Origin of the sequence: Alteromonas sp. KUL42 (genome assembly GCF_006538325.1) — a bacterium.
In the GTDB taxonomy this organism is placed as follows: domain Bacteria; phylum Pseudomonadota; class Gammaproteobacteria; order Enterobacterales; family Alteromonadaceae; genus Alteromonas.
This window is the reverse complement of sequence record NZ_BJKK01000005.1, coordinates 295,402-309,008: the sequence shown is the minus strand read 5'-3', so window position 1 is coordinate 309,008 and position 13,607 is coordinate 295,402. Positions and strand designations below refer to the sequence as shown.

The 13,607-nt window shown below is 43.1% G+C and carries 14 protein-coding genes, 1 rRNA gene and 1 pseudogene; 12 read left to right on the top strand and 4 right to left on the bottom strand.

Translation table 11 applies throughout. The annotated features are described in order from the left end of the window. The first annotated feature begins 89 nt into the window (after positions 1-89). The 4 genes from rrf (at position 90) to EYR97_RS10140 (ending at position 2,182) form a co-directional block, all read left to right on the top strand. Positions 90-205: ribosomal RNA gene (rrf, locus tag EYR97_RS10155) — 5S ribosomal RNA — on the top strand. A 299-nt stretch (positions 206-504) separates the two neighbouring features. Next, positions 505-972, top strand: coding sequence for a hypothetical protein (locus EYR97_RS10150; RefSeq protein WP_131093700.1), 468 nt, complete (start codon positions 505-507; stop codon positions 970-972). 153 nt (positions 973-1,125) lie between these two features. Beyond that, complete coding sequence (locus EYR97_RS10145) at positions 1,126-1,593, top strand: hypothetical protein (RefSeq protein ID WP_131093699.1); 468 nt, start codon at positions 1,126-1,128, stop codon at positions 1,591-1,593. 43 nt (positions 1,594-1,636) lie between these two features. After that, entirely contained in the window at positions 1,637-2,182 is a 546-nt protein-coding gene (locus EYR97_RS10140; RefSeq protein WP_131093698.1) for a PH domain-containing protein, read from the top strand. Positions 2,183-2,269: 87 nt separating this feature from the next. Here EYR97_RS10140 and gpmA read toward each other — a convergent pair whose 3' ends face one another. Beyond that, on the bottom strand, positions 2,270-3,016 hold the full coding sequence (gene gpmA, locus EYR97_RS10135; RefSeq protein ID WP_131093697.1) for a 2,3-diphosphoglycerate-dependent phosphoglycerate mutase: 747 nt from the start codon (positions 3,014-3,016) through the stop codon (positions 2,270-2,272). Between the two features lie 186 nt (positions 3,017-3,202). Then, on the bottom strand, positions 3,203-3,664 hold the full coding sequence (locus tag EYR97_RS10130) for a cupin domain-containing protein (protein ID WP_131093696.1): 462 nt from the start codon (positions 3,662-3,664) through the stop codon (positions 3,203-3,205). A gap of 319 nt (positions 3,665-3,983) precedes the next feature. Here EYR97_RS10130 and acnA point away from each other — a divergent pair, with 319 nt between their 5' ends. Further along, positions 3,984-6,761: an aconitate hydratase AcnA gene (gene acnA, locus EYR97_RS10125; RefSeq protein WP_131093695.1), complete on the top strand. Its 2,778-nt coding sequence runs from the start codon at positions 3,984-3,986 to the stop codon at positions 6,759-6,761. A 112-nt stretch (positions 6,762-6,873) separates the two neighbouring features. On the opposite strand, the gene EYR97_RS10120 is transcribed toward acnA, so the two are convergent. Together EYR97_RS10120 and EYR97_RS10115 are read right to left on the bottom strand one after the other, a co-directional pair. Then, positions 6,874-7,371 (bottom strand): sel1 repeat family protein, encoded by a 498-nt coding sequence (locus tag EYR97_RS10120; protein ID WP_131093694.1) that lies wholly within the window; start codon positions 7,369-7,371, stop codon positions 6,874-6,876. Between the two features lie 130 nt (positions 7,372-7,501). Continuing rightward, positions 7,502-9,719: pseudogene (locus tag EYR97_RS10115) on the bottom strand (GspE/PulE family protein). Between the two features lie 518 nt (positions 9,720-10,237). Between EYR97_RS10115 and rpsJ the strand changes: the two are divergent. The 7 genes from rpsJ to rplV are packed head-to-tail and all read left to right on the top strand — an operon-like array spanning position 10,238 to position 13,600. Next, entirely contained in the window at positions 10,238-10,549 is a 312-nt protein-coding gene (gene rpsJ / locus EYR97_RS10110; protein WP_010179497.1) for a 30S ribosomal protein S10, read from the top strand. 18 nt (positions 10,550-10,567) lie between these two features. Beyond that, the gene (gene rplC, locus EYR97_RS10105; RefSeq protein WP_131093693.1) at positions 10,568-11,206 is read left to right on the top strand and encodes a 50S ribosomal protein L3; all 639 of its coding nucleotides are present in this window, start codon (positions 10,568-10,570) and stop codon (positions 11,204-11,206) included. Positions 11,207-11,224: 18 nt separating this feature from the next. Next, positions 11,225-11,830, top strand: a complete 606-nt coding sequence (rplD, locus tag EYR97_RS10100) for a 50S ribosomal protein L4 (protein ID WP_012516958.1) — start codon at positions 11,225-11,227, stop codon at positions 11,828-11,830. Then, positions 11,827-12,126 (top strand): 50S ribosomal protein L23, encoded by a 300-nt coding sequence (gene rplW, locus EYR97_RS10095; RefSeq protein WP_039217760.1) that lies wholly within the window; start codon positions 11,827-11,829, stop codon positions 12,124-12,126. The genes rplD and rplW overlap by 4 nt, the downstream gene beginning before the upstream one ends. Before the next feature lie 14 nt (positions 12,127-12,140). Then, on the top strand, positions 12,141-12,965 hold the full coding sequence (gene rplB, locus EYR97_RS10090; protein ID WP_131093692.1) for a 50S ribosomal protein L2: 825 nt from the start codon (positions 12,141-12,143) through the stop codon (positions 12,963-12,965). Between the two features lie 15 nt (positions 12,966-12,980). After that, a complete protein-coding gene (gene rpsS, locus EYR97_RS10085) occupies positions 12,981-13,256 on the top strand; it encodes a 30S ribosomal protein S19 (protein WP_012516961.1) in 276 nt (91 codons plus the stop codon). Positions 13,257-13,267: 11 nt separating this feature from the next. Next, positions 13,268-13,600 (top strand): 50S ribosomal protein L22, encoded by a 333-nt coding sequence (rplV, locus tag EYR97_RS10080; protein WP_014947977.1) that lies wholly within the window; start codon positions 13,268-13,270, stop codon positions 13,598-13,600. Positions 13,601-13,607: the final 7 nt, after the last annotated feature.

The window sequence follows — 13,607 nt, the reverse complement described above, 5'->3', positions numbered from 1 at the left end:
GCTCTGAAAGATGAGCAGTAAGTAGAGTGAAAAGTAAGTTACTCACGATTGAATTAATATCAGATTTCCCAGATTGTTAACAATTTTATCCTGGCAGCCATAGCGATACGGTACCACCTGACTCCATTCCGAACTCAGAAGTGAAACGTATTAGCGCCGATGGTAGTGTGGGGTCTCCCCATGTGAGAGTAGGACACTGCCAGGTCCCCATTCGAGAAAGCCCCTGTCTGACGACAGGGGCTTTTTTACTTCAAGCAAAAAATCTCAAAGTTATTATGAACCAGTTTTAATGTAGGTTTTAATAACAACCTCCAAATTGGTTCTTTTCAACTAATATCAATCCGCATAGTGCCTTCTGAGTGGGCAATTATCTATGCGGACTGGTATAAATGCCAAATTTCACAAATTTATAACGTTACTTATCAAGTACTCTTTCAATCTAACTTTATCGATATAATTTGTTTTCCCTTTAAGGCTACAGTTGATCGGAAAAAGATAACGAATATGATGAAAAAACTAACGTTAGGATTAAGCGCGCTTATTTGCATACCATGCATAGCAACGGCTGATGGATTTGATTTCTCACTTAGTGGAGGGTTTCCATTTCTTATAACTCCGACAGTTTCAACCACACACGATGGCATAGAGTATTATGCAAATTTAAAAATCGGGTTAGATGGTGGACTCTCTTTAGGTGCTGAAAAGCAATACGGTAACCATGTCTATGGAGTTTTTATTGGTGCGGTAGGCGCTCGCAAGACAGAATTTAGCTGTTTTGATAACGATGAATGTGACTTTATTCTTTTTGAATTCGAAGAGAAAACCACCCAAGGTATTGGTCTGTCATACGAGTATAGGTTCAATTCAACACGAGATGGATGGGCATTCAGATTAGAGGGTGGCTATGGTGAGGAATCGAGACACAATGAAAAGCGTTTCGATGGCAATGTCCAAATTGTATATCACTTTTGATTCATTTACTAATTCAAGTGGCAGCAATAGTTTAACAACGTAGCAATCAAAATTTGTAACCTTCCTTGCAAGATTCACTTTTGATTCACCTTTGCTGATTTACTCTTTCTTTCCTTAATGAACACAATTAAACAGAAAGGGAAGACGGATTTCATGAAAAAGTTTGTATTAGGACTAGTTGCTTTAAGTTGCCTACCTCAAGTAACTATGGCAGAAGAGATTAACTTTTCAGTTAGTGGGGGATGGCCCTTCATTCTAACTCCAACAGTTTCAACTACATATAATGACATGGAGTTTTACGCGAACTACAAAATTGGTGCAGATGATGGCTTTGCTCTTGGTGTAGAAAAACAATATGGCAACCATGCGTTAGGAGTATTCGTAGGTGCAGTTGGTGCACGAGATGCTGACTATAAATGTGATGACGAACTTTCATGCCCTACTTTTAGAATAGTCCTCTATGAAGGAAAAACGACTCAAGGTGTGGGAATGTCATACGAATATAGATTTAATACATCAAGAGAGGGATGGGCTTTAAGGTTAGAAGCCGGATATGGTAAAGAATCTAAAAGTAACTCTAAGCGATTTGATGGTAACGTGCAGGTTGTATATCATTTTTAGTGGGGTATCTTACATACTCTAACTAGTTTTAATGAGAATGATTATGCCAGAAAAAATAGTGAAAGAAGCAACCTTTAACCCAGCCGTTAAAACTTATTGGCTTATAAGCTTGTTATTATTTTCTACTATTACAGTTATTGGCATACCATTATTGCTTATTTCCATACCAGTTTTTTACTTTATCAGTGGTAGATCTCTGGCGGCTATGTCAGCTTCGGTGACAGAACGAAAATTAGTAGTAAAGCGAGGCATATTCAATAAAGAGGAAAAGTCGATACCCCTTGAGAAGATCACTGATGTTGCAATGCATCAGGGGCCGCTTATGAGGATGTTTAACTTGTATCGATTATCTTTTGAAACTGCTGGTCAATCGGCTCCTGGGGCCTTGGTATCACTTGTTGGTATTGATGATGCGGCGAACTTCAGAGAAGTCATTCTTGCCCAAAAAGACACTGTTCTTATGGGGGCGCAGTCGCATAAAAAGCCAATGAATGAATGTAATACAGAAGGTAGTAGTGAAATTGCTTTACTAATAGAAAGTGTCAAGCGAATAGAAATTTTGCTAGAAACGTTAATTAGTAAAAAATAAATTAGGACATCATTGTTTTTTGTCACTAGGACAACAAAGCCAGCTATAGCTGGCTTTGTTATTCAGTGTAAGGTGAAAGTACTGTTACTATTTGGCTTTACCTTGTTTAGCAACGGCATCCATCATTGCTTTTATCGCTTCAGGATCGCCAAGATACTCTTTTGAAATTGGCTTCAAATTTTCATCAAGTTCGTATACTAGTGGCACACCTGTAGGAATATTTAAACCTAACACCTCTTCATCTGACATGCCGTCTAAGTACTTAACTAGAGCACGTAAGCTGTTACCATGAGCAGCAATAATAATACGCTTACCGTTTTGGATGTCTGGGCGAATAACGTCATGCCAATATGGAAGAACGCGTTCTATAGTCAACTTAAGACTTTCACCGCGAGGAAGAATATCTGCATCAACATGGCTATAGCGAGGATCGTGACCAGGAAAATGTTCACTATCTGTTTCTACTGCCGGAGGCGGAATGTCGAAACTACGACGCCAGATTTTGACCTGTTCCTCACCGTGCTTTGCTGCGGTTTCTGCTTTATCTAAGCCAGTAAGACCACCGTAATGGCGTTCATTCAAACGCCAATGACGTTCAACAGATAAATAGTGCTGTCCCATTTCTTCTAAAGCAATGTTAAGTGTTTTAATAGCACGTAGTAAAACAGACGTATAAGCCTTATCAAATGAAAATCCAGCATCTTTAAGTAGCTGACCAGCGGTTTTCGCTTGCGCTACGCCAGTGTCGGTCAAGTCGACGTCGTGCCAGCCCGTGAAACGATTTTCTAAGTTCCACTGACTTTCTCCGTGACGAATGAGTACCAATTTATACATAGTTGGGTTACCTGCGGCGTTTAAGTGAAATAGCCTTTACTAATCTAATGATTAGACGTTCAGACGTATATTTAAAAACTGCCGTTATCATCCTAGATCAGCGCTAAAAAATCCAGTTCCACTGAAGAGAAAACCTCAGGTATGAGCAGTCGTGAAAGCAAATACCACTGAAACTATATTCGCTAATTAAATGAAACGGCTAAGATCAGGATGTGCAATATCTAACCACTGTTTCATCGCGGGCTCTTCAATGAAACTGAAGTCTTCAAAATCGAACCCTGGTGCTACCGTGCAACCAACGAATGAATAATCCCCCATACTTTGGGCAGCTTGGAAGTAACCTGCTTGCACTACTTCAGCATAGTCGTGATTATCACCGCCTATTCTGCTTTCCCACAGTTGTTGTTTGTTCAGTTGATAAAGTTGAAGTGGGGCACCTTCATAATGATTCCACACCTCGTCATGAAGTACCCGATGAAAACGACTTACTTGCCCTTTCAATAATAGAAAGTAAATGTGTGTTAAAGCAGGTCTAGTTTTACCATGAACAAAGGATTTGGACTCATTTTCAGAGCGAAAAACCTGTCGATAATATCCGCCTTCAGGGTGAGCAACTAAATTGTATTTTCTTATAATAGGGTGGTTCATTTATGCGTCTTTTTATTTTTGTCGCACAACGCTTCGTCACTGAGGCTCGCAATGTGAAGAGGGCATACTGTGCATCATTTGTAGGCAATGTTGTAGTAAGCATACCGTTACTCATCGTATATGAAAATAGAGATGTTGCATTTTTGTAAATCGTCGAACGCTTTTCCTGAGTACTAACGTGAATAGTGAACTTTTTTTCATGTTCATCTCGTAACAATGAATACTTACAACTTTAGTAGCAGTTCAACTGTGTTGTTTACGGTATAAATAGTTCAGTAAACACCGCAGGTAAGAGCTCGAAACGTAGAATGGAGCGCGTATGACTTACAAATGTTTTTCACCTCTCGAAGTAAACGGTAAAACCTTTCAGGCAATAAACTTTGATGGTATAAGCAGTAAATATTCGCTCGATCGATTACCTTTCTGTATTAAGGTGCTACTGGAAAACCTCATTCGCCATGAAGACGAGGAATTCGTAGACAGCAAAGATATTGAACATGTAGCAAAATGGGATACTAATAATGAAGTCGAGCATGAAGTATCGTTTGTTCCCGCTCGTGTGATTTTACAAGATTTTACTGGTGTCCCTGCAATAGTAGATTTAGCGGCAATGCGTGATGCAGTAGACCGTCTTGGCGGGGATGCACAAGCTATCAATCCACTCAATCCTGTTGAACTCGTTATCGACCACTCGGTTATGGTGGACCATTTTGCTGAAGACAACGCATTTCAAAAAAATACAGACATTGAAATTCAGCGCAATAAAGAACGATATCAGTTTTTAAAATGGGGCCAATCGAGTTTCGACAACTTCAAAGTGGTACCGCCTGGTCGAGGCATTGTCCACCAAGTCAACCTTGAGTACCTCGCCCGTTGCGCATTTACTAAAGAGCAAGGTAATGACACTTTAGTTTATCCAGACACATTGGTTGGCACTGACTCACACACCACAATGATTAATGGGCTTGGGGTGCTCGGATGGGGCGTTGGCGGTATTGAAGCAGAGGCTGCTATGCTCGGTCAACCTGTGACAATGTTACTGCCAAAAGTTGTTGGCTTTAAATTAGAAGGCAAATTACCTGCAGGTGTAACCGCCACTGATATGGTGCTAACTATTACGCAGCAACTACGTGCTCATGGTGTAGTCGGGAAGTTCGTTGAATTTTACGGCCCGGGACTTAAGTATTTAACCACGGCTGACAGAGCTACAATCGCAAACATGGCACCTGAATACGGTGCTACCTGCGGTATTTTCCCTATCGATGAAGTGGCACTTGATTACTTGAAGTTAACTGGTCGTGATGCTGATCAGATTAAGCTTGTTGAATCCTATGCCAAATTCAGTGGTTTATGGCATGACGAATATTCAGAGGAAGCCGAGTATCATGAATCCCTAGAACTCAATCTTGGTGATGTGGTTCCTTCAATAGCGGGGCCAAAGCGTCCGCAAGATAAGATTGCATTAGACAAGGCTGCTCAAGCGTTTAAAGATTGGTACCGCGCTCAAATTGATGTGAAGGTATTTGATGAAGCGACGGATTTAGTAGCCGAAGGTGGTATTGGTGCCGAGGCTGAAGTAGATGAAGAGCATGATTCGTTTGTAGAGTTTAGAGGTAGTAAATTTAATTTAGAGGATGGTGCTATTGTTATAGCCGCTATTACCAGTTGTACCAATACCTCTAACCCGTCAGTACTTGTAGGTGCAGGGCTATTGGCGAAGAAGGCGGCTGAAAAAGGTCTTACACGCAAGCCATGGGTTAAGACCTCATTGGCACCAGGTTCTCAAGTTGTAACCCAGTACCTAGAAGACGCTAATTTGATGGAGCCGTTAGAGGCGTTAGGATTCAATTTGGTTGGCTATGGATGTACAACGTGTATAGGAAACTCTGGTCCTCTACCGGATGCTATTACTGATGCTATAAGAAAAGCGAAGTTGACAGTTACATCGGTACTATCTGGTAATCGAAATTTTGAAGGGCGTATACACCCAGACGTGGCGGCAAACTATCTAGCTTCTCCTCCGCTTGTCGTGGCATATGCGTTGGCGGGCAACATGAATGTTGATATTACAAAAGAGCCTTTGGGGAAAGGTAGTGACGGCGCGCCGGTGTATTTGAAAGACATTTGGCCGTCTGAAGAGGAAATTCAGCAGTATATTACTGACAATGTTACGGACGATTTATTCAAAGAAAAGTATGCTGACGTATTTAAAGGAAACGCACAGTGGAATGGCTTAGAAGTGAGTGATGCCTCAGTATATGATTGGCCAGTATCTACTTATATTAAACACCCTCCATTTTTTGACGTGATGGAGAAAGCACCTTCTCCCCTACAGCCAATAGAAAATGCCCGTTGTTTAGTTAAGGTGGGGGATTCTATCACCACTGATCACATTTCACCTGCGGGGGCTATCGCAAAAGACAGTCCTGCCGGCGAGTACCTGCAAGAGCAAGGTGTGTCGCCAAGTGACTTTAACTCTTACGGGTCGCGACGCGGAAATCACGAAGTCATGATGCGAGGAACATTTGCTAATGTGCGTCTTCAAAATCAATTAGCACCTGGTACTAAGGGCAGTGCGACCACTCATTTTCCAAGTGGTGATAGCATGTCTATATTCCATGCAGCAATGCGTTACAAAGAAGAAGGTACATCCGCTATTGTAATTGGTGGTAAAGAGTATGGTACTGGATCAAGCCGCGATTGGGCAGCAAAGGGGCCTTCACTGATGGGAGTTAAAGCCGTTCTGGCTGAAAGTTACGAGCGAATACATCGTTCTAACTTAATCGGCATGGGAATATTGCCTTTGCAATTCAAAGAGGGCGAAAGCGCTACTTCACATGAACTTAGTGGCAGTGAATCATACTCCATTGACTTAGTCGAGCGTGGGCAAAAAGAAGTGGAAGTACATGTAACATCTGATGATGGTGTCTCAAAGTCGTTCCTTATGGATATTAGAATAGATACATCAAATGAATTCACGTACTTTGAGCACGGAGGTATTCTGCATTATGTTATTCGAGAATACCTTAAAAAACTAGCGAGTAAGCACTTTCGAGTAACAGCACCAATAAGGTTTTTCGTTAGTTACACTTTATAGAAAAAGAGGGCTGATTTAATCAGCCCTCATGAATCGAGTAAAATATTGCCAAGAGGCCATTAGTCACTGACTATCAATTAGCCTTAGTGCTACTTATTTGATGCCTTTGAGCTTAGTAGTATCGCTTCTCACAAATGACCTCTTTGATGTTAGAGCCAATTGCTGAGCGTGTCTCACAACGTAAATCCTGTGCATCTGCACCGTACTTACTTATGTACTCTTCAACGTACGGGGCAAGCGCTTCGATGTAATCGTCAGGTAGGGCTTTCCTAATCTGTCGGAATGAGCGGTTCCATTCAGCTGTTTTCTGCTCCATGGCAACATTTAGCCACAACCAGCCTTCCTCGTAATTTACGGGAGTGCCCCAACCTTGGAAATACATTTGGGCAAGGTAATATTGTCCTTCCTTATTTCCCATTTTGGCAGACTCAGTTAGCTTCGCCAGCGCTTTGTCGTATTTCTCAGCTTTCAATGCGTGTAACCCTTGCTCTAGCGTTAATAAATACTCTGTTTTCCAAATGCCATTTTCAGTTTTGGCTTGTTGTGCATTGGCTGCACATGATAAAGCAAGGCCCGTTACTGCAACGATACTTAATAATGTCTTTTTCATGGTGTCCATCCCTTTGTATAAGTCTTTTTAATTTAATCAGTCATATGTGTATTATCTACCGCAAAGTGTAATGGGTTGTTTCCTCTGTAATAATCAGAAACAACTCACTCCAGTCTTTTAGAGAGTTGCGTTAATCGCCCCCTACAATTTGCACTTGAGCAAGATCTGTATCGCCTTTGAGCACTTTGAAAATAGCGTCTTGTACAAGAGTTCTCATACCGTCATGGGTAGCTTGCTTTTTCATATCAGCAACACTGGCTTCTTTGTAAACAAGCGAACGTAGTTCTGGCGTCATACCCAGTAATTCATGTACACCAGTACGCCCTTTATAACCTGTGTTACCGCACTCTTCGCACCCTTTTGCTTTATATAATTCCAACGGCCTGCTTATATTAAGTTCTGCAATATGCGCTTGGCCGTATTGTCTTTCTATAAATGCAAGGTCTGTCTCAGTGGCGACATACTTTTCTTTACAATTGCTACACAAGGTACGAATAAGTCGCTGGGCTAATATTCCCACACATGCATCAGAGAAGTTAACTGGATCTAAGCCTAGATCGAGTAAACGAGTAATTGTCTCAGGTGCTGAGTTGGTGTGCAGTGTAGATAATACCAAGTGGCCGGTTAATGACGCTTCAATGCCGGCATGGGCGGTTTCTTTATCCCGCATCTCACCGATAAGAATAATGTCGGGGTCAGCCCGTAAAAAAGCACGTAACGCGTTGGCAAACGTAAAGCCTATTTTGGGACTTACTTGAACTTGTTGTAGTCCAGGCTGCGTAATCTCTACTGGATCTTCTGCAGTCCAGATTTTTTTCTCTGGTGTATTGAGGTAGCCTAAAATGGCGTGCAGTGTTGTGGTTTTTCCTGAACCAGTAGGACCTACAACTAAAAGAATACCGTGTGGTTTTTTAATCATTTCCTCAAGACGTGAACGATTAGTAGGTGCTAAGTTCATTTTGTCTATTGGCATTGCGCCGCCCGAAGCAAGAATACGCATTACCACGCCTTCACCGGCTACGGTGGGTATGGTAGCAACCCGCACTTCAACTAGTTGTCCATTCATGCGAAAGGCAAGTTTTCCATCTTGAGGAACCCGCTTTTCAGCAATATTAAGATTGGACATTATTTTAATGCGCGCAATTACGGCATTGTGGTGAGAGTTAGGCACCTGACTCATGTCACGACATACACCATCCACGCGCATACGCACCCGTGTAGGCGCATTTTTTTCTGGGTCGATATGAATATCTGAGGCGTTTAATCGCTTGGCGTCGTGGAGTACGCGACTTACTAGCCTTACTACAGCAGGTGCGTCATCAGATAGCTCGTCTACATGGTCATCATCATCTTCGGTAGATGAGCCAATTTCGTCGAGGATATCGCTCATTTCGCCAGGCGCACCACCGCCGCTGTTATCACCTAAGTATTGCAATATTAGGCTTGGAAGGCCAACGGCAATTTCGTAACTGTCGATGCCCATTGCACTTTCAATTTCCATTAAAAGCGCGGCATTGTTTGGCTCGGCCATTAACACAATAGGTTTGTCATGGGCATCGGCAATAACGGCTACATAGTTTCGTTTTAGATAGGAAACGTTTAAACGACTTTCATTTTCAAATCTATGATATTTATCAGGTTAAAAAACCAATGAATGGCACTTGGTAATGAATTGACAGCGATTGACCAATTTCCTGTTCTGCAATGCGGTATTCAGAAATGAGTCGTTGAACAAGTGTACGTATATCAGAAGAAGATTCTTGCAACTCGTTGAGGGCAGACTCGCTCAATAGGCCTTTGTGTACTAGTGAATCGAAGGGGTTATGTGTTCCACCCAGTTCAAATCTAAACTTGTCACCCAAAATTAGGGCCAATGTATTACCAAGTTGTAGATCTTCCTCGGTAAAGGGCCCGCTATTTTTGTTGATAATCTGAATTACACCCATCAAGACGCCCGCATTCATGATGGGCACACACAATATGTTTTGTGTCTTGAAATCATTGTCTTTGTCAAATTTGTCAGCGAAGCGCAATCTAGGGTGAATGCTTTGTAGCAATAGTGGATTGTATGGGTCGTCGATAACAACAGGGTTTTGCGATAGCGCCACATAGCCTGCAATAGACATTGGACTGATTGGCACCTTAATTTCCAGTGTTTCCTTGCCTGTCTTAAAGCGAGCTACCAAGTCTTGGTGTTGACGTCTGCGCTGAAAGATACTCATACGCTGGGCATCGAAAACATGTAAGATAATGGGCTCCAACAACCCGTACGCATCTAATAGAGTCGAATGATTATCTAAAATACGTTTTATTTGACCAAACGCTTGCTGGTTATTCATTACTTCCATATTTTCTCAACATGTGGGCTGAACCGTGTTTTGTTCACGATGTTATCTTAACAATTCTAATCATTGGTTTATATATAACATGAAACAAGAATGGCGTCTTAAGGAAGCTTACATACCTTGGTATAGTATAGGTTGTATAAGTGCTAACAATAGAATTGGTGCAATACCCTAAATTGCACACACTAAATATCGGTTCTTACCACCAAAAATGACTACTAGAAAATAAAATGCAACTAATGCGTATAAAAAGCAAACTGTTGCTTGCATTGTTGCTACCTTTCTGTATAATTCGCGCCCACTGCCCAATTAGGGTATGAAATTTTTAGCCGCAACCTCACTGCTTTTAGGGTGGTTGCCGATGTAACGGATTCATCTTTACAGATTAGCTTGTTGCTGGCGTGCTAGAAAAAAGAACAGGGTTCCGATTGGGAACCATCGGTTTACGCACATCCTTTCTTTCCGGAATAAATGGAAGAGAATGGGTGAATTTTTTTGTTCTTTCGATTGGAGCTTAATCGATGCCAAATCAAAGAATTCGCATTCGTTTGAAAGCGTTTGATCACAAGTTGATCGATCAGTCTACGGCTGAAATCGTTGAAACTGCGAAACGCACTGGTGCTCAGGTAAGTGGTCCTATTCCTCTACCTACTCGCAAAGAACGCTATACAGTTCTGATTTCTCCGCACGTTAACAAAGACGCGCGTGATCAATATGAAATCCGTACTCACAAGCGTTTGGTAGACATCATCGAGCCAACTGATAAAACAGTTGACGCGTTGATGCGTTTGGACTTGGCTGCTGGCGTTGATGTTCAAATCAGCCTGGGCTAATAAGAGAGGGTTATAACAATGGCGATTGGTCTAGTCGGTCGTAAAGTGGGTATGACTCGCATCTTCACTGAAGATGGCACGTCTATCCCTGTGACTGTTATTGAAGCGACCCCAAACCGCGTTACTCAGGTTCGTACTGAGGAAACTGACGGTTATCGCGCTCTTCAGGTTACTGCTGGAACTAAGAAAGCTAACCGCATCAACAAAGCTGAAGCAGGTCACTTTGCTAAAGCCGGTGTTGAAGCTGGACGCACTCTAGTAGAATTCCGCCTAGAAGACAACGAAGGTGCCGATATTGAAGTAGGCAGTGAAATCACTGTTGAAATCTTTAACGACACTAAAAAGATTGATGTAACTGGTACATCAAAAGGTAAAGGTTTCCAAGGTGCTATCAAACGCTGGAACTTCAGTTCTCAGCGCATGACACACGGTAACTCTTTGTCACACCGTGCTCCTGGTTCAATTGGTCAAAACCAATCACCAGGTAAAGTATTCAAAGGCAAGAAAATGGCTGGTCAGCTTGGTAACAAGCAAGTGACTACTCAGTCTTTGGAAGTTGTACGTGTTGACGTAGAGAACGGCCTAATCCTAGTTAAAGGTGCCGTACCTGGCGCAACTGGCAACGATGTAATCGTAAAGCCAGCTGTTAAAGCGTAACGTCTGGGGAGTGAACTGATGGAATTAACATTGAAAGACGCGCAAAGCGCTCTTGAAGTATCCGAAGCGACCTTTGGACGTGAATTCAACGAAGCCCTGGTACACCAGGTAGTTGTAGCTTACGGTGCAGGCGCTCGTCAGGGTACAAAAGCGCAGAAAACTCGCGCTGAAGTTCGTGGTGGCGGTAAGAAGCCATGGCGTCAAAAAGGTACTGGCCGTGCGCGTGCTGGTACAATCCGTAGCCCAATTTGGGTTGGCGGTGGCCGTGCTTTCGCAGCAAAGCCTCGTGACTTTGACCAAAAAGTTAACAAGAAAATGTATCGCGGTGCGATCAAGAGCATCTTGTCTGAACTAATCCGTCAAGACCGTTTGGTTGTTGTAGAAAAGTTCGGTGTTGATGCACCTAAGACTAAAGCTCTTATTTCTGCACTTAACGAATATGAACTAAATGACGTTCTAATCGTTACTCCTGAAGTTGATGAGAACTTGTTCCTAGCGGCGCGCAACTTGTACAAAGTTGACGTACGTGACGTAGCAGGCATCGACCCAGTGAGCTTGATTGCATTTGAAAAAGTGCTAATGACTGCTGATGCGGTTAAACAACTTGAGGAGGCGTTAGCATGAGAGAAGAACGTCTACTGAAGGTGCTAGTAGCACCTCACGTTTCAGAGAAGTCTACAATGGCTGCTGAAGCGAACAACACAGTTGTATTTAAAGTAGCTAAAGACGCGAACAAAGCTGAAATCAAAGCAGCAGTTGAAAAACTGTTTGAAGTTGAAGTTGAAGGTGTTCGTACTGTGAACGTTAAAGGTAAAACTAAGCGTCACGGAATGTCTTTCGGTAAGCGCAGCGACTGGAAAAAGGCCTACGTGGTTCTTAAAGAAGGTCAGGACATCGACTTTGTCGGTGGTGCTGAGTAAGAAGGGGATTAGAAATGCCATTATTGAAAGCTAAGCCAACTTCTGCCGGTCGTCGTCACGTTGTTCAGGTTGTAAATCCTGATCTACACAAAGGTGCTCCTTACGCGCCTTTGCTAGAAAAGAACAGCAAATCTGGCGGTCGTAACAACGGTGGTCGTATTACCACTCGTCATATCGGTGGTGGTCACAAGCAACACTACCGTGTGATTGATTTCAAACGCAACAAAGATAGCATTCCAGCTAAAGTTGAGCGTTTAGAATACGATCCAAACCGTTCTGCAAACATTGCTCTAGTATTGTACGCAGACGGTGAACGTCGTTACATTCTGGCTCCTAAGGGTATGCAAGCAGGTGATGCAATCCAGTCTGGTTCGGACGCTCCGATCAAATCTGGTAACACACTACCTATGCGCAACATCCCAGTAGGTACTGTTGTACACGCAATTGAAATGAAGCCTGGTAAAGGTGCGCAAATCGCACGTTCTGCTGGTGCTTATGCTCAGATCCTAGCACGTGACGGAAACTACGTTACCCTACGTCTACGCTCTGGCGAAATGCGTAAAGTTCTTTCTGATTGCCGCGCCACTATTGGTGAAGTTGGCAATGCAGAGCACATGCTTCGTTCACTAGGTAAAGCTGGTGCTACACGCTGGCGTGGTGTTCGTCCTACTGTTCGTGGTGTTGCCATGAACCCGGTTGATCACCCACACGGTGGTGGTGAAGGTCGTACATCTGGCGGTCGTCACCCAGTAACTCCTTGGGGTGTTCCTACCAAAGGTAAGAAAACCCGAAGCAACAAGCGTACTGATAAGCTTATCGTACGTCGTCGTAACAAGTAATAGCGAGGATTCACCATGCCACGTTCTCTCAAGAAAGGTCCTTTTATTGACCTTCACTTGCTGAAGAAGGTAGAGGCTGCAGTGGAAAAGAACGAACGTAAACCAATCAAAACTTGGTCTCGTCGTTCTATGATCATCCCAGATATGATTGGGTTGACCATTGCGGTCCATAACGGTCGACAACATGTACCTGTCATTATTAGTGACGAAATGGTCGGCCACAAGTTGGGCGAATTTGCGCCAACGCGTACTTACCGCGGCCATGTCGCGGATAAGAAAGCTAAACGTTAAGGGGTAGGAAGATGGAAGCATTAGCTAAACACCGTTTTGCCCGCACGTCGGCTCAAAAGGCACGCTTGGTTGCGGATCAAATTCGCGGAATGCACGTTGAGAAAGCTCTTGAGCTTCTTGCGTACAGCCCGAAGAAAAGCGCAGCGCTAGTAAAGAAAGTATTGGAATCTGCGATTGCTAACGCAGAGCACAACGAAGGCGCAGACATCGACGAATTACGCGTCTCTAAAGTTTTCGTTGACGAAGGTCCAACTATGAAACGTATCAAGCCACGTGCTAAAGGCCGTGCTGATCGTATCTTCAAGCGCAGCAGTCACATCACTGTGGTTGTAGCGGATAACTAGGAGTAGA